Source organism: Marinimicrobium koreense, assembly GCF_003762925.1.
Classification (GTDB): Bacteria; Pseudomonadota; Gammaproteobacteria; order Pseudomonadales; family Cellvibrionaceae; genus Marinimicrobium; species Marinimicrobium koreense.
The window spans coordinates 1,366,970-1,384,519 of sequence record NZ_RJUK01000001.1 but is presented as its reverse complement, the minus strand read 5'-3'; the positions used below and the strand labels follow the sequence as shown (position 1 = coordinate 1,384,519).

Below are 17,550 nucleotides of genomic sequence, written 5' to 3'. Positions count from 1 at the left end.
TGGCACTGAGGCGGATGTGGGGTACACCCTTTGGAGACTCTCGGAGGCATGGATGCCGACGAGAAGCCCCCATGGATGGGTTCACGGCGGGTCTCCAAAGGGTGTACCCCACAGCCGCCGGACTTTCCATAAGCCACTGAACCTAGAAGTTCACCACCGACGCCGAGGACTTGGTGGCGCGCTTGTCCAGTTGTTCGCAGATTTCCCGCTGTAATGCCTCGCACAGTGCCGGGTCGCTCAAGGGCTCGCCCTCGTTATCGGTGATGAAAAACACATCCTCCACCCGCTCGCCCAACGTGGCGATTTTGGCATTCTGTAACAGAATATCAAACTGCAGAAAAACCCGGCCAATACACGCCAGCAAACCCGGGCGGTCCGGACTGATCACCTCCAGCACCGTATAGCCACTGATCATATCGTTGCTCAAGCTCGTGCGGGTGGGCATCGTAAAGTGCTTCAGGCGACGGGGCGTGCGGCGGCTGATGACCTCGGAATAGTCATCCACAAGTCGCAACTCATCCAGCAGGGCATCCTGAATGCGTTTGAGTACTTTCGGGTCGTCGCCCAACGGCTCACCGTCCTGGTTCAGAACAAAAAAGGTGTCCACGGTGTAGCCGCTATTGGAGTTGTAAATGCGGGCATCCTGAATATTGAGATTCAACTGATCGAGAGCGGTGGCCACCGCGGCGAACACGTTCTTGCGACCTTTGCTGCGCACGAAAATCTGCGTTGCGCCCTCGAGCTCCCGGTTGGTGGTCTTCTTGATCAGGATGAGCGGTGTGTCGTCGGTGTGCTGAATCATCGCTTCGCTGTGCCAGGCGATATCCAGTGCCGTCTCGCGCATGAAGTACTCTTCACCCATGTCGCTCCACAGCTGCCAGGCGGTGTCGGCCGAAATACCTTTGCGCTCGAGTTTACGCAGGGCGGATTGCTGGGTTTCCTCAATCAGCTCGTGCTTGTCGATATTGTTTTCCAGGCCCCGACGCAACGCCCGCTTGGTTTCCATATAGAGCTGGCGCATCAGGCTGGCCCGCCAGGTGTTCCAGAGCTCTTTGTTGGTACCGTTGATGTCGGCGACCGTCAGGGTATACAGGTAGTCCAGACGCTGCTGGTCGCCCACCCGCAGGGCAAAATCGTGGATCACATCGGGGTCGGAGATGTCCTGCTTCTGGGCCACCGCGGACATGAGCAGGTGTTGTTCCACCAGCCAGCAGATCAACCGGGTCTCCCGCGGTGACAGCCCGTGGCGTTGGCAGAAGTCCTCGGCGTCCACGGCGCCAAGGGTGGAGTGATCTCCGCCGCGTCCCTTGGCAATGTCGTGGTACAGGCCGGCGATGTAGAGCAGCTCCGGCTTGGGAAGTCGTTTGATCACATGGGCGGCGATCGGAAACTCGTCTTTGGCATCCGGTGCCCAGAAGTCGCACATGTTCTGCATGACTTTCAGGGTGTGCGCATCCACGGTATAGATGTGGAACAGGTCGTGTTGCATCTGCCCGGTGACCAGTCCGAACTCCGGCAGGTACAGCCCGAGAATGCCGTAGCGGGACATCCGTTTGAGCTGCTCTACCAGGCCCTCTGGGTGGTGGAACAGCTCCAGAAACAGTTGGGTGTTGGTTGGGTTTCGGCGGTAGTCGTCGTCGATCAGGTGGCGGCTTTCGCGGATCAGGCGGATGGTGGATGCCCGTACCCCCTGGATTTCCGGGTGTTTGGCCATCAGCACGAAAATTTCCAGAAGCGCTGAGGGCGTTTCCTCGAAGACATAGATGTGCGCGGCCTCAATGTAGTGATCGCGAAGCTGGAAGCGTTCATTAAGAGCGGTCACATTTTTATTGACGCCTTTCTGCAGGATGACTTCGTGCAGAAATTGCAGCAGCACATCGTTCAGTTCGCGCAGCGACATCACCAGGCGGTAGTAGCGGTGCATGAACTGCTCCACCGCCAGGCTTTCGCTGTTGTCCCGGTAACCGAACATGGCCGCCAGTTCGCGCTGGTGATCGAACAGCAGGCGCTCCTCGGCGCGGCCGGCGATCAGGTGCAGGCCATAGCGGACCCGCCACAGGAACTCTTCACCGCTCTGTAGCAGAGAGAATTCTTCCTCGGTGAAAAAACCCTTGCCCTCGAGCTGTTTGAGCGTCCGGACCTGAAAGAAGCGCTTGGCCACCCAGCCGATCATCTGGATGTCGCGCAGGCCGCCCGGGGCATTCTTGATGTTGGGCTCGAGGTTGTATTCGGTATCGTTGTACTTCTGATGGCGCTGAATCTGCTCCTGCCATTTGGCCCGAAAAAAGTCGTCCGCGGGCCAGAGCTGGTCGGGGGCGGTTTCCTGCATCAGTTGAATGCGCAGCGAACTGTCGCCGACCAGGGTGCGAGATTCCATCAGGTTGGTGGCGACGGTGATGTCGTTGCGGGCATAGCCGACACACTCCTCCAGAGAACGGACGCTGTGGCCGATCTCCAGGCCGATGTCCCAGAGAAAGGTGAGCAATTGCTCAATCTGCTCCTGGCAGCGGTCCCGAATATTATCGTTGCCGGTCAGCACCAGCAGGTCGATATCGGAGTGCGGATGCAGCTCACAGCGGCCGTAGCCTCCAACGGCCTCCAGGCTGATGCCCAGGGGCCAGCGATTGCGATGCCAGGCGTAGTGGAGCATGCAGTCGACAAACAGGGCGCGCTCATGAACCAGTGCGCGAATATCCTCGCCCTCGCGGAAGCGCGCATCAAACTGCCGGTTGGCGGCGGTGATGGCGTCCTTGAAAACCGTGATGACGGGCTGCTCTGCCAGAGCGCGGCGAAACCGCGCCTGATCGAAAAAGAACAGTGGGCGTTCGAAGTAGGGCAGGGCAGCGGTATCCATGATTAGAAGTCTTCCTCGCGACGTGCTGTCAGTACTTCAACGCCGTCTTTGGTCACCGCCAGGGTGTGCTCCCACTGGGCCGAAAGTCGGCCGTCCTTGGTCTCGACGGTCCAGCCGTCGCCTTTGGTTTTGGTGTGGCGCTTGCCGGCGTTGATCATGGGCTCGATGGTGAAGGTCATGCCCTCTTTGAGTTCCAGTCCCGTGTCAGGGCGACCGTAGTGCAGAACTTGAGGGTCTTCATGAAAGACCGCGCCAATGCCGTGGCCACAGTACTCCCGCACCACAGAGTAGTGGTTGCTTTCGGCGTGCTGCTGGATGGCGTGACCAATGTCGCCCAGCTTGATGCCGGGTTTGACCATTTCAATACCTTTATAGAGGCACTCCTGAGTCACCTGAACCAGTCGCTCGGCGTGGGGAAGACGCTTGCCCACGAAATACATCTTGCTGGTATCGCCGTGGTAACCGTCGTAAATCACGGTCACGTCAATATTGACGATATCCCCGTTTTTGAGCACCTTCTTCTCGGACGGAATGCCGTGACAGACCACCTGATTGATGGAGGTGCAGATGGATTTCGGGAAGCCCCGGTAGTTGAGGCACGCCGGAATGGCGTTCTGCTTGTTGACGATGTGGTCGTGGCAGATTTGGTCCAGCTCGGCGGTGGTCACGCCGGGCTGGACGTGGGGTTCGATCAGTTCCAGCACCTCGGCGGCCATGCGGCCGGCGACGCGCATTTTCTCGATTTCTTCCGGGGTTTTGATGCTGACAGACATGTCTACTCGCTAGATTGAAGGGAAAACCACCATTCTAAACGATCTGGGCAGTGTCTGACAGTCTGGGGGAGGCCGCCCTCAGGCGGCCGTATCCACGTACTTCAGCGCGTGAATGACTCCGCGCAGTTCGGCCAGCCCCTTCATGCGACCGCCGTATGAGTACCCGGGGTTGATGCCGGGACGGCCGATCTCCTCGGCCATCAGGTGGCCGTGGTCCGGGCGCATGGCGATTTCCGGCAACTGGCTGTGGTTCTTGCGCCGGCGCCGCTCCTCCTCCAGCAGGGCCCGGATCAGCCCGACCATATCGTTATCGCCGCCGAGGTGGTCCGACTCGTAAAAGGAGCCATCGGCCTCGCGCCGGATATTGCGCAGGTGCACGAAATAGATGCGGGAGCCGAATTCTCGGGCCATGGCGACCAGATCATTGTCGGCCCGGGCGCCGTAGGAGCCGGCGCACAGGGTGAGCCCGTTGGCCTCACTGGGTACAGCGTCCAGTAGGGCGCGGGCATCGGCGGCGGTCGATACCACTCGCGGCAGCCCGAAGAGTGAGAAGGGCGGATCATCGGGGTGAATCGCCAGGCGCACGCCCGCGGCCTCGGCGGTTGGGGTGACGTCTTTGAGAAACTGGATCAGGTTGGCGCGCATGCCATCCTCTCCCAGAGCAATAAACTGCTCGATTGCCACACGAATACCGGCGCGATCGTAGGAGCCCTCTCCGCCGGGCAGTCCGGCAATGATGTTTTTCTCCAGCTGGACTTTCTCGGCATCCGACATGGCCCGGAAGCGTTGCTCGGCCCGTTTGAGGATATCAGCCGTATAGCTGGCTTCGGCGTCGCGACGCTGGAGGATGTGCAGGTCATAGGCGGCAAAATCGGCCATTTCGAAGCGCAGGGCGCGGCTGCCATTGGCCAGCTCGTAGTCCAGGTTGGTGCGGGTCCAGTCGACCACCGGCATGAAGTTGTAGCAGACGTCGTGAATTCCGGCCGCGGCGAGGTTGGTAAGCGTTTCCCGGTAATTGTCGATGTGTCGCTCAAAGTCGCCGCTGCGGGTCTTGATGTCATTGTGCAGCGGCACGCTCTCGACCACAGACCACTCCAGGCCCTGCGCCTCAATCAGCGCCTTGCGCTCGAGGATCGCCTTCAGAGGCCAGACTTCCCCGGTGGGAATGTCGTGCAGTGCGGTCACCACGCCGGTGGCGCCGGCCTGGGCAATCTGCTCAAGGGATACGGTGTCATTGGGGCCAAACCAGCGCCAGGTTTCTTTCATTCGGTTGCTCTCTCAACGTTCAGTGTCAGTATATTGCCTGCCGATCGGGGGGCGGCTGCTTTAGTGTCAGGGTGACTATTAGACATCAGCGGCCGCTCCCGTGCAACGGCCCGGGCCGGGAGGCGACGTCGTTCGGGTTCCACTGGCCGCCAAATTATGGTATAAAGCGCGGCTCCGCGGCTAGTGCCATGCACGGCCGAGGGGTGCCGACCCGATCAGACGGGCGGTAACTAAACCATGAACGTCACACATACACCGTCACGTTCAGCCTGGGTGCTCGCTGGTTTCAGTGGGTTGGCTGGCGGGGTGTATGGAGGCCCAACCCGATAGGAATGACAAAATGCCTACAGTAAGCATGCGCGATATGCTGCAGGCTGGTGCCCACTTCGGCCACCAGACCCGCTATTGGAACCCCAAGATGAACCGTTTCATCTTCGGTGCCCGCAACAAGATTCACATCATCAATCTGGAAAAGACCGTACCGGCCTTCGCTGAAGCGATGGACGTGGTCAAGAAGATGGCCGCCCAGAAGAAAAAGGTACTGTTCGTCGGTACCAAGCGCGCCGCCCAGAAGACCATCAAGGAGCAGGCCGAGCGTGCCGGTATGCCCTACGTCAGCCACCGCTGGCTTGGTGGTATGCTGACCAACTACAAGACCATCCGCGCCTCGATCCGCCGCTACCGCGACCTGGAAGCCCAGAGCCAGGACGGTACCTTTGATAAGCTGACCAAGAAAGAAGCGCTGATGCGCACCCGCGAGATGGACAAGCTGGAAAACTCCATCGGTGGTATCAAAGACATGAACGGCCTGCCCGATGCCCTGTTCATTGTTGACGTTGACCACGAGCGCATTGCCGTTCAGGAAGCCAAGAAGCTGGGTCTGCCGATCATCGGTATCGTAGACACCAACAGCAACCCGGACGACATCGACTATGTCATCCCGGGCAACGATGACGCCATCCGTGCCATCAAGCTGTACGTTTCCGCCATGGCAGACGCCTGCCTGGAAGGGGCGAAAGAAGCTTCTGCCGTGCCCAACAAAGACGAATACGTGCCCGCCGAAGGCGAAGCCGCGTCCGAGTAATCCGGCTCCTGGCCGATCGGCACAAGACAAGGGGGCAGGCCAGACGGCGGCCCCCTTTTTTCGAATACTGAGTTAGACCCATTTCAAGAGGATAGCGACATGGCAGCGATTTCTGCGTCAATGGTTAAGGAGCTGCGCGAGCGTACCGGGCTCGGCATGATGGAGTGTAAAAAGGCCCTGAACGAAGCCGATGGCGACGTTGAAGTGGCGATTGAGAACCTGCGTAAGGCCAGTGGCCTGAAGGCCGCCAAAAAGGCCGGTCGTACCGCCGCTGACGGTGTGGTTTCCGTTAAAGTGGCTGACGACAACAGCTACGCCGTGGTTCTGGAAGTGAACAGCGAAACCGACTTTGTCGCCCGCGATGAAGGCTTCCTGGCGTTCGTCAGCAAGGTGCTGGACAAGGCCTTTGCCGACAAGCAGAGCGATGTGGCGGCCCTGATGAGCGGCGAGCTGGAAGGCGATCGCGAAGCGCTGGTGCAGAAAATTGGTGAGAACATCACCGTACGTCGCGCCGCCGTGGTAGAAGGTGGTGTGGTTGACGGTTACGTTCACTCCAACAACCGCATTGCGGTGGTTACCCAGTTGCAGGGCGGTGGCGATGCCGAGCTGGCGCGCGATGTGGCCATGCACGTAGCCGCGGTAAACCCTCAGGTCATCAACCCGGACGACATGCCCGCTGAGCTGGTGGAAAAAGAGAAGGAAATCATCAAGGCTCAGCCGGATATGGAAGGCAAGCCGGCTGAAATTGTCGAGAAGATGATGATGGGACGTATCAACAAGTTCCTGAAAGAAGGCAGCCTGGTTGAGCAGCCGTTCGTCAAGAACCCGGAAATCAAAGTGGGCAAGCTGGCGGCTGACGCGGGTGCGACCATCCAGAGCTTTGTGCGCTTTGAAGTGGGCGAAGGTATCGAAAAAGAGACCGTCGATTTCGCCGAAGAAGTGGCCGCTCAGGTCAAGGCCTCTTCCAAAGGTTAATCGCCGCTGCTCTCTCGCCAGATGGGCCTGATTCGGGCCCATCTGGCGAATTTCTTAACCTGAATGAGCACCTAGCGGAGAACCTGGTATGCCAAGCGCGCGCGACAAGAAGTACAAACGAATTCTGTTGAAGCTCAGCGGCGAAGAGCTGATGGGCTCCGAAGGCTTTGGGATTGACCCCAAGGTACTGGATAAAATGGCCCTGGAAATTGGCCAGTTGGTTGGTATCGGTGTCCAGGTGGGCCTGGTCATTGGCGGTGGCAACCTGTTTCGCGGGGCAGCGCTCAGCAGTGCCGGTCTGAATCGCGTCACCGGCGACCATATGGGCATGCTGGCGACGGTCATGAATGCTCTGGCCATGCGGGATGCACTTGAGCGCTCGAATATTTCCTCCCGGGTGATGTCCGCCATCCCCATGAGTGGCATTGTCGAACACTACGACAGTCGCCAGGCCAACCGCGCCCTGACCTCGGGCGAGGTGGTGATTTTCTCGGCCGGCACCGGCAACCCGTTCTTTACCACCGATTCGGCGGCCTGCTTGCGCGCCATCGAAGTCGAGGCCGACATTGTTCTGAAAGCCACCAAAGTGGACGGTGTTTACACGGCCGATCCGATGCAGGATCCTGCCGCGACCAAATACGATCGCCTGACCTACGACGAAGTGCTGGAGCGTAAGCTGGGTGTCATGGATTTGACCGCGATTTGCTTGTGCCGGGAGCACGATATGCCGGTACGGGTATTCCGCATGAATAAAACCGGGGCGCTGCTCAACATTGTGGTCGGTAGCAATGAGGGCACCCTGATCGAAGAGGGCAAAAACAATGCTGAATGAATTTAAAAAAGATGCCGAAGCCCGTATGGCCAAATCGGTCGACGCGCTGGGTAATAACTTCAACAAGATCCGTACCGGCCGTGCCCATCCGAGCATCCTGGACGGTATTCATGTGTCCTACTACGGCGCGGAAACGCCCCTGTCGCAGTTGGCCAACGTCAACGTGGAAGATGCCCGCACTCTGAGCATCACCCCTTGGGAAAAGCAATTGGTGCCGGAGATCGAAAAAGCGATCATGAAGTCGGATCTCGGTCTGAACCCGTCCACCAACGGTGGCGTGATTCGCATTCCGATGCCGCCGCTGACCGAAGAGACGCGTAAAAATTACATCAAGCAGGCGCGCCACGAAGCCGAGAATGCCCGGGTAGCCGTGCGTGGCGTGCGTCGTGATATTCTGTCCGATGTGAAAGCGCTGCTCAAAGACAAGGAAATCAGCGAAGACGATGAACGTCGTGCTCAGGACGAGATTCAAAAAATAACCGATAAATACATTGCTCAGATTGACAAGGCTCTCAGTGCCAAGGAAGCGGATCTGATGGAAATCTGAGCCATGGGGCGGTCCTCCCGACCGCCCCATTTGGCCCGCGCGGCAACTGATCCAGGAGTTTTTTGTGACCAGCAATTCCCTGCGCCATATCGCTATTATCATGGACGGCAACAACCGCTGGGCCAAGCAGCGAGGACTGTCCGGTGTGGCCGGTCATAAGGTCGGTGCCGAGCGTATCCGGGACATCATGACCGCCTGCCAGGACCTGGGCATTGAGGTGCTCACCCTGTTCGCGTTCAGCAGTGAAAACTGGAAGCGTCCCAAGAAAGAAGTGGAAGCCTTGATGTCGCTGTTTCAATGGTATTTGAAGCAGGAGGCCAAAGAGCTCCGCAAGAAAAATGTCCGGCTCCGTGTGGTAGGCAACCGCGAGCGCTTCAGTCCCTCTCTGCAAAAGTCCATAGCCGATGCGGAGGCTATGACCCGCGAGGGTGATACGACGCTGGTGATCGCGGCGGACTACGGCGGTCGATGGGATATTGCCAACGCCGCCCGCCAGATGGCGGAACAGGTCGCCGCCGGTACTCTGGACCCGGCCGATATCGATGAACACACCTTACAACGCCATACCAGCCTGAGCGATCTGCCCGACCCCGATCTATTGATTCGCACGGGGGGCGAGGTCCGTATCAGTAACTTCCTGCTCTGGCAGTCGGCCTACGCCGAACTGTATTTCAGTCAATTACTCTGGCCGGACTTTGGCGCCGATGAGCTCAAAGCCGCGGCTGACGATTTCTATCGACGCCAGCGCCGGTTCGGGAAGACCGCGGATCAACTGGAAGCGCCGGGTCGCGCCGGGGAGGCGAGGCATGCTTAAGCAACGAGTGATTACGGCGGTTCTGCTGGCCGGTGTTTTTGTCGCCGCGCTGGTGTTTTTGCCGGGGCCACTTTTCTCCGCCTTTGCCGCCACCATTACCCTGATCGGGGCCTGGGAGTGGGCCAATCTGTCCGGCCTGTCAAAGCGCTGGCAACGCGGGGTCTATGTGTTGGCGGTCGGAGCCTTGCTGGGCCTGGGCGCGGCGTATCTGGGCGTTCATCATCTACCGGATCAGGCCCTTGATAGTCGCGAGCTGATGGAAAGCCAGAGTCTGGCGTTTCGCAATATTCTGATGGTGGGCTGTATCTGGTGGGCGCTGGCATTGCTATGGGTACAGGGTTACCCCAGTAGTGCATTGCTTTGGCACAGTCGCTGGATGCGGGCCCTGATGGGGTTCTTTGTTTTGGTGCCCGCCTGGGCGGGGCTCTCGTACCTGCGCGTTCAGGACAGTGGGCTGTGGCTGCTGGTGTTGTTGGTGGCAATTGTGGCCTGTGCGGACATCGGCGGCTACTTTGCCGGGCGTCGGTGGGGCAAACATAAATTGGCGGTCAGCGTCAGTCCGGGCAAAACCTGGGAAGGGTTTGCCGGTGGCGTTGCGGCCAATATCCTGCTGGCGCTGCTGGTCGGGTATTTCTGGCAGGGCAGTGTACTGTTCTGGCTGGCGATCATTCTGCCGACCAGCCTGGTGTCGGTGCTCGGTGATCTGCTCGAGAGCATGGTCAAACGCCAGCGGGGTATCAAGGACAGCAGCGCGTTGCTGCCGGGCCATGGTGGCGTTCTCGATCGGGTCGACAGCCTGACGTCGGCGGCTCCGGTATTTGCCCTGGCGCTGCTGGCCGGCGGCTGGCCCCAGGGCTGAGGTCACTATGCAGCTTGTTACTATTTTGGGCGCATCCGGATCAATCGGCAGCAGCACCCTGGACGTATTGGCCCGACACCCTGATCGCTACCGGGTATATGCGCTCACCGCGTTTTCCCAGTGGCGCAAGCTGGCCGACGCCTGCCTCACCCACCAGCCCCGCTATGCGGTCGTGGTCGAACCCGCTGAAGCCGAGGCTCTACAGGCGTGGCTGAAAGCCAAGGGCAGCGAGACCGAAGTCCTGTCGGGTACTCAGGCTCTGAGTGAAGTTGCGGCAGCGCCTGCCGTTGATACCGTCATGGCGGCCATCGTCGGGGCGGCCGGTCTGGTGCCGACCCTGGCGGCGGTAGAGGCTGGTAAAAAGGTGTTGCTGGCCAACAAAGAAGCACTGGTCATGGCCGGTGGCCTCTTCACCCGGGCGGTCGAGCAGCATCGTGCGACACTGTTACCCATCGATAGCGAGCACAACGCCATTTTCCAGTGTTTACCCGCCCACCCTCAGGATTGCCTGAGTGAAGGCCTGGCGACTTGTGGTGTGCGGAAGATACTCTTGACGGCCTCCGGCGGTCCTTTTCGAGAGTATTCCCGCCAACAGCTCGAGGCCGTTACCCCAGAGCAGGCTTGTGCCCACCCGAACTGGAGCATGGGGCAAAAAATTTCCGTTGATTCTGCCACCCTGATGAACAAGGGGCTGGAACTGATCGAGGCGTGCTGGCTGTTCCGCGCCCGACCCGAGCAGATTGAGGTGGTTGTCCACCCGCAGAGCGTTATTCATTCCATGGTTGAGTACGTGGACGGTTCGGTGCTGGCCCAATTGGGGAACCCGGATATGCGCACTCCCATTGCTCACGCGCTGGCCTGGCCCGAGCGCATCGCCTCGGGCGTTTCTGGCCTGGACATGATCACTACCGCGCGGCTGGACTTTGAAGCGCCGGATCTGGACCGTTTTTCGGCCCTGAGGCTGGCGGTGGAAGCGGCCCGGCAGGGCGGAACGGCGCCCGCGGTGCTCAACGCGGCCAATGAGGTGGCGGTAGCGGCATTTCTGCAGCGTCAGATCGGCTTTACCGATATCCCCAAGGTGATCGAATCCGTGCTTGAGCGGGTACCTGTGACTGAACCTGAGGACCTGCTGGTGGTCCAAACCGCGGATCAGGAGGCCAGACGCCTGGCGCAATCCCTGATCAAAGCACGCTGAGAGGTAATCCGTGGCTCTTATTCAGACAATAATCTGGTTTCTGGTCGCCCTGGTCATTCTGGTGGCTGTGCATGAGTTTGGGCATTTCTATGTCGCTCGCCGCTGTGGCGTCAAGGTCCTGCGGTTCTCCATCGGTTTTGGCCGAGTGCTCTGGCGCCGGACAGACCGCCAGGGCACGGAGTATGCGTTGGCTGCCATACCGTTGGGTGGCTACGTTAAAATGCTGGATGAGCGCGAAGGTGAAGTGCCAGAAGAGGAGCTGCACCGCTCGTTCAATCGGAAAAACGTCTGGCAGCGCATCGCCATTGTCGCGGCCGGGCCGGTGGCCAACTTCATTCTGGCAATTCTGCTGTTCTGGTTGTTGATGATCCCCGGCACCCGGGAGCCGATTCCGATTGTCGGCGATGTTGAGCCGGGGTCGGTTGCCGCTCAGGCGGGTCTGGAGGCCGGTCAGGAGATTTTGGCCGTGGATGGCGAGCCCACCCCAACCTGGCAGGCACTGCATCAGCAATTGCTGCGTCGCCTGGGCGAGACCGGCACGATTCAATTCCTGGTGAAGTATCCCGGCTCGGATCTGCAGTATATGTCCCAGGCGCCGCTTGATGACTGGCTGCGGGGCGCTGAAGAGCCGGATCCGGTGGCCGGGCTGGGGCTGACTCTGGATCGGCCCGAGCCGCTGGCGATCCTCGGACAGATTGTGCCGGACAGCCCGGCAGAGCGAGCGGGATTGATGTCCGGTGACCGTATTATCAGTGTCGACGGCGAATCGGTGTCGGGCTGGTCCGAGTGGGTGGATTACGTTCGGGCCCGACCCGGACAAGAAATCCAGATGACCGTGGAACGCGATGGCGGTCAGACGAGTCTATCGGTGACGCCCGAGACGATCGAGGAAGATGGAGAACGCTTTGGCCGCGTCGGCGTGGGCATTCAGCCACAGCCGTGGCCGGAAGAGCGAATCAGGACCTATCATTACGGGCTCGTGGAATCCTTCGTGGCGGGCGTGGACCGCACCTGGGAGACTGCCGGCTTTGTACTGCTCTCCGTGAAGAAACTGGTGGTGGGCGAAATTTCGACGAAAAACTTGAGTGGCCCCATCACCATTGCTAAGGTGGCCGGCGATTCCGCCGAGAGTGGCTGGAAAAGCTTTGTGGGCTTTGTGGCGCTGCTCAGTATCTTCCTCGGGGTGTTCAACCTGTTGCCGATTCCGGTGCTCGATGGTGGCCATTTGCTGTACTACGCCATTGAGGTGGTGAAAGGCAGCCCGGTTTCTGATCGTGTTCAGCAGGTCGGATATCAGATTGGCCTGGTGATGGTGGTCGGGCTCATGGTGCTGGCGTTCTACAACGATATTATGCGCCTCTGACGATGCGTCTTTAGGCAGAGCCCCAACTGCAATTCGGGGCATACAAGATACGTGGCGGTGCCAATGCTGCCGAATGCAATTGATCTCAACCGGAAAAAGAATTTTCTATGATGCGAGTTTGGATGCGAGTGATGAGTCTGGTGGCCGCCCTGTTGCTATCGGCAGTGGTGCAGGCCCAGAGTTTTCAGATCAGTGACATTCGGGTGGAAGGCTTGCAGAGGGTGTCTGCCGGTACCGTGTTCAGCGCCCTGCCTCTGCGCGTGGGCGATCAGGTGACCTCTGAAGATATCCGGATGGCCACCCGCTCGCTGTTTCAGGTGGGCTACTTTGCCGATGTTGCCATGGGCCGGGACGGCGATGTTCTGGTGGTGAAGCTCGAAGAGCGTCCAGCCATTAACGAAATCACCATTGAGGGAAACAAGGTCATCAAAACCGAAGACCTGATGGGCAGTCTTCGCGATAGCGATCTGTTTGAAGGCCAGATTTTTCAGCGCGCTACTCTGGAAGGGATCAGCCAGGCGTTGGAGCGAGAGTACATCGGGCAGGGTCGCTACGGTGCCTCGGTGGATATTGAGGTGGAGGATCTGCCTCGCAACCAGGTGAAGGTGACCGTCAACGTCAATGAGGGCAAGCCGGCGCGGATCAAGGGCATCAATATTGTCGGCAACGACGTTTACAGTGAAGAAGAGTTGCTGGAAGGCTTTGAACTCAAATCCTCAGGCTGGCTTTCATGGATTACCGGGGACGATAAATACTCCCGGGAAAAGCTCACCGGCGATATTGAAACCCTGGAGTCCTTTTACCTGGATCGCGGCTACCTGAGTTTTCGTATTGATTCCACCCAGGTGGCGTTGAGCCCGGACAAGTCCAAAATCTATATCACCCTGAATGTTTCCGAAGGCGAGATTTACAAAGTCAGTGAAGTGGAGCTGGCCGGTGACCTGAAATTGCCGGAACCCCTGGTTCGGCGCATGATCATGCTGCGAGAGGGTGACGATTTTTCCCAGATCCTGATGACCAACTCATCCGAGTACATTACCCAGCGCCTGGGCAATGAAGGCTACACCTTTGCGGAAGTGGAGGGGATTCCCGAGAAGAACGAAGAAGACAAGACGGTCAAGGTGACCTTCTTTGTGGATCCGGGTCAGCGGGCCTACGTGCGCCGTATCAATTTCAAGGGCAATACCAAGACGATCGATGAGGTGCTGCGTCGGGAGATGCGGCAGATGGAAGGCGGTGCCGCCTCCAACTCCCAGATCGAGCACTCGAAGATCCGTCTGGATCGCCTCGGCTTCTTCAAAGAGGTCAACGTTGAAACCAACGAGGTTCCCGGCACCAGCGATCAAGTCGATGTGGAGTACACCGTCGAAGAGCAGCCCTCCGGCAGTATGGGGTTGCAGATCGGTTACGCGGAGTACAGCGGCTTGCTGCTGTCGGCGAACATTCAGCAGAACAACTGGTTTGGCACCGGTAAGCAGGTGGGATTCTCCCTGAGTAACAGCCGCTTCCGGACCGCCTATAACTTCAGCTACAACGACCCCTATTTCACCAAAGACGGGGTCAGTCGCGGCATCAACCTCTACTACACCAAAAGTGACTTCGCCAACTTTGGTGTGGCCGGTTATAGCACGGACACCTATGGTGCGCGACTGAGTTTTGGTTACCCGATCTCGGAAATCGAGCGTATCGGGTTCAGCTTTGAGGCGCGCGACCTGACAGTCAAGCCGTCGGCATCGTCTCCGCGAGAAATCATCCGTACTCCCGTGATCGGCGAGGGGGCTCCCTATATCACTCAAACTGAACTCGAGCAGATGCGGGAAGACATCGCCATGGGTCGCGACTTCCCCGATGGTTACAGTGATAACCGGGTGACCGAGTCTGTATTGGGCGAGCCAGGGTATCTTGATCTGTATGGCAATGAGTTTCAGGATGGGCTGGTCGGTTTCAATTACGTCAAGTCGACCCTGAACCGCGGGATGCTCGCGACTCGAGGCACCTCGCAGCGATTCTCCATTGAGGCGGCGGTTCCCGGTGGGGACCTCGAGTACTACAAGATCCAGTTCCAGGGCGAGACCTACAAACCCCTCACCCGTGCTCTGACCCTGAAACTGCGCACCAATCTCGGGTTTGTGGACAGCTACGGGGATACCGAGCTGCCGTTCTTTGAACACTTTTACGCCGGTGGCTTCGGCTCGGTGCGCGGGTTTGAGCGCAACAGCCTCGGTCCGCGGTCAACGCCGGCAGAGCGCTCCTATACCGTGCCCTTTGCCTGGGACGATGCCAATGGCGATGGCGTCATCTCTGACAGCGAAACCTCCTCTGGCTACCTGTTGTGTGAAGATCAGGAAGCCTTTGGTGAGAACTATGACCTGGACGCGCTCAAGTGTAATCCCGGCGAACTGGTCACCCAGTACGGCGTGCGGCAAAGCCAGTTGAGCAACCGCAACAGCCGCTACGATGCCTTTGGCGGTAACATTCAGGTTGAAGCCGGCGCGGAGATTCTGTTCCCGCTGCCGTTCATCAAAGACCAGCGTATGCTGCAGTCCAGCTTCTTTGTGGAGGCGGGCAACGTGTTCAGCACCACCTGCTCTGAGCGCCAGCGCAACTGTTACGAACCGGATATTGATCGGCTTAGTGCCTCCGCCGGTTTTGGTCTGACCTGGATTACCGGGTTTGGTCCGCTGACCTTCGCGGTGGCCCGCCCAATCAACGAAAACGAGGAAGACAAAGCGGAATTTTTCCAGTTTTCTTTGGGTGGATCCTTCTAACGCGGTATCATTGGCCCCTTTTCGGGCCTTGCCCGCAGGATATGGCCCCTTCAGGGGACTCAATGGCCCTGATTGCAGGGCCTTTTCATTTCCTAACCTATTGATAATACAGAGGAAATTAACATCATGTTGGCTAATGCAAAGAAAATCGCCCTCGGGCTGGTATTGCTCCTGGGTTCCTCCGTCGCGCTGGCGCAAGGTAAAGTCGTGGTCCTGGACCTGCAGGCCGCCGTGCTTGGCACCGATAAAGCACAATCGCGTCTGGAAAGCCTGGAAAAGGACGAGGATTACGTCGCTCTGCGCACCCGTTACCAGAGTCTGACCTCTGAGTTGCAGGCGTTTCAGGAGGATGCCCAGAAAAACGGCATGACCTGGTCCGATGAGCAGAAGCAGGCCAAGCAACAGGAAATGCGCGAGCTGCGTGAGCAGTATGAGCGTACCGTGCAGGGGCTCCAAGGCGAGCGCCAGCAGGTGATGCAGGTCATCATGCAGGAAATGGGCGAGCAGACTCAGTCAGCCCTGGCGCAGTTGATCGAAGCGGAAAAAATCGGCCTGGTGCTGAACAGCCAGAGCGCGTTCCACGCCTCAGCAGAGTATGACATCACCGATGACCTGACTGACATGCTGAACAAGGCCAACTGATAGAGGGCCCGAGTGTGTCACCCACCTTGACTCTGGCAGAGCTGGCGGCGTGGCTGGATGCCGATTTTGAAGGCGATGGCGACTGCCCCCTGAGCGGGCTGGGGACGCTCCAGTCGGCTCTGCCAGGGCAGTTGAGTTTTATTGCCAACCCGGTTTATCGAAAGTATCTGGCGAGCACGCGTGCCTCGGCGGTCATCATGACCCCGGATCTGGCCGCAGAATACCCGGGTAACAAGCTTCTGACCGCCAACCCCTATGAGGCGTATGCCCGGCTGACAGAACGTTTCGATGACCGGCCGGCGGTACCCACTGGCTGTCATCCTACTGCCGTGATCGGCGATGGCTGCCAACTGGCGGAGGGAGTTAGCATCGGTCCCCAGGCGACAATTGGCCGGCAGGTGGTGCTGGCGGAAGGCGTCGAGATCGGGGCTGGAGCCAGCATTGGCGATGGCTGTCACATTGGCGCGGGAACGCGGATTGCCGCCCGCGCCGTCCTCTACCACGACATTCGCGTGGGGGAGCGCTGTGTGATCCACAGTGGCGCGGTCATTGGCGCAGACGGATTCGGATTTGCCCTCACCGCCGACGGCTGGTTGAAAATTCACCAGCTAGGCAGTGTTGTCATTGGTAGTGATGTTGAGATAGGCGCCGGAACGACCGTGGATCGGGGCGCGCTGGACGATACCCGAATCGCGGATGGCGTAAAAATCGACAATCAGGTGCAAATCGCTCACAACGTCTCGATCGGACGAAATACGGCCATTGCGGGACAAGCGGGTATTGCCGGAAGTACGACGGTAGGGGAGAATTGCACGATTGCTGGCGGAGTGGGCATTGTTGGCCATCTGACGATTGCCGATGGGGTACACGTTACGGCCATGAGCCTGGTCACGCACTCCCTTCACAAGCCTGGTTCCTATTCCTCCGGGACCCCACTGGCGCCCACCCGAGAGTGGCGTCGCAACGCTGTGCGATTTAAGCAATTGAACGAGCTGGCTACACGCCTGAAAAAGCTCGACGAATAGATGAACCTATCGCTGCCGGATGGCGGCGTCAGAGATAAACTGCCGGCCAACTCAGGCGGGCAATCATGAACACCCAGGGGTCGTTGACTATGATGGATGTACGAGAAATACGTGAATACTTGCCACACCGTTACCCGTTTCTTTTGGTGGATCGGGTCGTGGAATTGGTGGAAGGCGAGTCAATCGTCGCTTACAAAAACATTTCGGTCAACGAAGAGGTGTTCAACGGTCACTTCCCGCAAAGCCCGGTATTCCCTGGCGTGATGATTCTGGAAGCGCTGGCCCAGGCCTCGGGCATCCTTGGCTTTAAAACGATGAACAAAAAGCCGGAAGACGGCTCCATTTATCTGTTTGCGGGTGTGGATGATGTACGTTTCAAGCGCCAGGTTATTCCCGGCGATCGTCTGACGTTAGAGTCCCGGGTGGTTTCCGTGAAGCGGGGCATCTGGAAATTTGAGTGCAAGGCCACCGTCGATGGCGTTCTGGCGGCCTCCGCCAACATTCTGTGTGCGGACCGCAAGGTTTAATAGAAGCCCCGGGGTGTTCCGTATGA

General features: G+C 58.8%; 15 protein-coding genes. 12 read left to right on the top strand and 3 right to left on the bottom strand.

Features of this window, described 5'->3' with window-relative positions; translation table 11 throughout:
• Positions 1 to 142 precede the first annotated feature (142 nt).
• From EDC38_RS05940 to uxuA, 3 genes are all read right to left on the bottom strand, one after another.
• Positions 143 to 2,854 (bottom strand): [protein-PII] uridylyltransferase, encoded by a 2,712-nt coding sequence (locus EDC38_RS05940; RefSeq protein ID WP_123637711.1) that lies wholly within the window; start codon positions 2,852 to 2,854, stop codon positions 143 to 145.
• A 2-nt stretch (positions 2,855 to 2,856) separates the two neighbouring features.
• Positions 2,857 to 3,627 carry a type I methionyl aminopeptidase gene (gene map / locus EDC38_RS05935; protein WP_123637710.1) on the bottom strand — a complete coding sequence of 257 codons (771 nt, stop codon included), beginning with the start codon at positions 3,625 to 3,627 and terminating at the stop codon, positions 2,857 to 2,859.
• A gap of 78 nt (positions 3,628 to 3,705) precedes the next feature.
• The gene (gene uxuA, locus EDC38_RS05930) at positions 3,706 to 4,893 is read right to left on the bottom strand and encodes a mannonate dehydratase (protein ID WP_123637709.1); all 1,188 of its coding nucleotides are present in this window, start codon (positions 4,891 to 4,893) and stop codon (positions 3,706 to 3,708) included.
• 340 nt (positions 4,894 to 5,233) lie between these two features.
• Between uxuA and rpsB the strand changes: the two genes are divergently transcribed.
• The 12 genes from rpsB to fabZ all read left to right on the top strand — a co-directional run bounded on the left by rpsB (position 5,234) and on the right by fabZ (position 17,524).
• On the top strand, positions 5,234 to 5,977 hold the full coding sequence (rpsB, locus tag EDC38_RS05925; RefSeq protein ID WP_123637708.1) for a 30S ribosomal protein S2: 744 nt from the start codon (positions 5,234 to 5,236) through the stop codon (positions 5,975 to 5,977).
• Positions 5,978 to 6,076: 99 nt separating this feature from the next.
• Entirely contained in the window at positions 6,077 to 6,952 is an 876-nt protein-coding gene (tsf, locus tag EDC38_RS05920; RefSeq protein WP_123637707.1) for a translation elongation factor Ts, read from the top strand.
• Positions 6,953 to 7,040: 88 nt separating this feature from the next.
• Positions 7,041 to 7,784 carry a UMP kinase gene (gene pyrH / locus EDC38_RS05915; protein WP_024460596.1) on the top strand — a complete coding sequence of 248 codons (744 nt, stop codon included), beginning with the start codon at positions 7,041 to 7,043 and terminating at the stop codon, positions 7,782 to 7,784.
• On the top strand, positions 7,774 to 8,331 hold the full coding sequence (gene frr / locus EDC38_RS05910; RefSeq protein WP_123637706.1) for a ribosome recycling factor: 558 nt from the start codon (positions 7,774 to 7,776) through the stop codon (positions 8,329 to 8,331). The genes pyrH and frr overlap by 11 nt, the downstream gene beginning before the upstream one ends.
• 100 nt (positions 8,332 to 8,431) lie before the next feature.
• Positions 8,432 to 9,145 carry a polyprenyl diphosphate synthase gene (uppS, locus tag EDC38_RS05905; RefSeq protein ID WP_246004423.1) on the top strand — a complete coding sequence of 238 codons (714 nt, stop codon included), beginning with the start codon at positions 8,432 to 8,434 and terminating at the stop codon, positions 9,143 to 9,145.
• A complete protein-coding gene (locus tag EDC38_RS05900) occupies positions 9,138 to 10,004 on the top strand; it encodes a phosphatidate cytidylyltransferase (RefSeq protein WP_123637704.1) in 867 nt (288 codons plus the stop codon). The genes uppS and EDC38_RS05900 overlap by 8 nt, the downstream gene beginning before the upstream one ends.
• 7 nt (positions 10,005 to 10,011) lie before the next feature.
• Entirely contained in the window at positions 10,012 to 11,199 is a 1,188-nt protein-coding gene (gene ispC, locus EDC38_RS05895) for a 1-deoxy-D-xylulose-5-phosphate reductoisomerase (RefSeq protein ID WP_123637703.1), read from the top strand.
• Between the two features lie 10 nt (positions 11,200 to 11,209).
• On the top strand, positions 11,210 to 12,562 hold the full coding sequence (gene rseP, locus EDC38_RS05890) for a sigma E protease regulator RseP (RefSeq protein ID WP_123637702.1): 1,353 nt from the start codon (positions 11,210 to 11,212) through the stop codon (positions 12,560 to 12,562).
• Positions 12,563 to 12,669: 107 nt separating this feature from the next.
• Entirely contained in the window at positions 12,670 to 15,330 is a 2,661-nt protein-coding gene (gene bamA, locus EDC38_RS05885; RefSeq protein ID WP_425462020.1) for an outer membrane protein assembly factor BamA, read from the top strand.
• Positions 15,331 to 15,456: 126 nt separating this feature from the next.
• A complete protein-coding gene (locus EDC38_RS05880; protein WP_123637701.1) occupies positions 15,457 to 15,972 on the top strand; it encodes an OmpH/Skp family outer membrane protein in 516 nt (171 codons plus the stop codon).
• A 14-nt stretch (positions 15,973 to 15,986) separates the two neighbouring features.
• A complete protein-coding gene (lpxD, locus tag EDC38_RS05875; RefSeq protein ID WP_123637700.1) occupies positions 15,987 to 16,997 on the top strand; it encodes a UDP-3-O-(3-hydroxymyristoyl)glucosamine N-acyltransferase in 1,011 nt (336 codons plus the stop codon).
• Positions 16,998 to 17,086: 89 nt separating this feature from the next.
• On the top strand, positions 17,087 to 17,524 hold the full coding sequence (fabZ, locus tag EDC38_RS05870) for a 3-hydroxyacyl-ACP dehydratase FabZ (RefSeq protein WP_024460588.1): 438 nt from the start codon (positions 17,087 to 17,089) through the stop codon (positions 17,522 to 17,524).
• Positions 17,525 to 17,550 lie beyond the last annotated feature (26 nt).

Coding starts and splice junctions, on each gene's coding strand:
- EDC38_RS05900 (WP_123637704.1), top strand. CDS start 9,138: ATGCTTAAGCAACGAGTGATTACGGCGGTTCTGCTGGCCGGTGTTTTT.
- tsf (WP_123637707.1), top strand. CDS start 6,077: ATGGCAGCGATTTCTGCGTCAATGGTTAAGGAGCTGCGCGAGCGTACC.
- bamA (WP_425462020.1), top strand. CDS start 12,670: ATGATGCGAGTTTGGATGCGAGTGATGAGTCTGGTGGCCGCCCTGTTG.
- map (WP_123637710.1), bottom strand. CDS start 3,627: ATGTCTGTCAGCATCAAAACCCCGGAAGAAATCGAGAAAATGCGCGTC.
- fabZ (WP_024460588.1), top strand. CDS start 17,087: ATGATGGATGTACGAGAAATACGTGAATACTTGCCACACCGTTACCCG.
- EDC38_RS05880 (WP_123637701.1), top strand. CDS start 15,457: ATGTTGGCTAATGCAAAGAAAATCGCCCTCGGGCTGGTATTGCTCCTG.
- pyrH (WP_024460596.1), top strand. CDS start 7,041: ATGCCAAGCGCGCGCGACAAGAAGTACAAACGAATTCTGTTGAAGCTC.
- EDC38_RS05940 (WP_123637711.1), bottom strand. CDS start 2,854: ATGGATACCGCTGCCCTGCCCTACTTCGAACGCCCACTGTTCTTTTTC.
- uxuA (WP_123637709.1), bottom strand. CDS start 4,893: ATGAAAGAAACCTGGCGCTGGTTTGGCCCCAATGACACCGTATCCCTT.
- ispC (WP_123637703.1), top strand. CDS start 10,012: ATGCAGCTTGTTACTATTTTGGGCGCATCCGGATCAATCGGCAGCAGC.
- frr (WP_123637706.1), top strand. CDS start 7,774: ATGCTGAATGAATTTAAAAAAGATGCCGAAGCCCGTATGGCCAAATCG.
- rpsB (WP_123637708.1), top strand. CDS start 5,234: ATGCCTACAGTAAGCATGCGCGATATGCTGCAGGCTGGTGCCCACTTC.
- uppS (WP_246004423.1), top strand. CDS start 8,432: ATGGACGGCAACAACCGCTGGGCCAAGCAGCGAGGACTGTCCGGTGTG.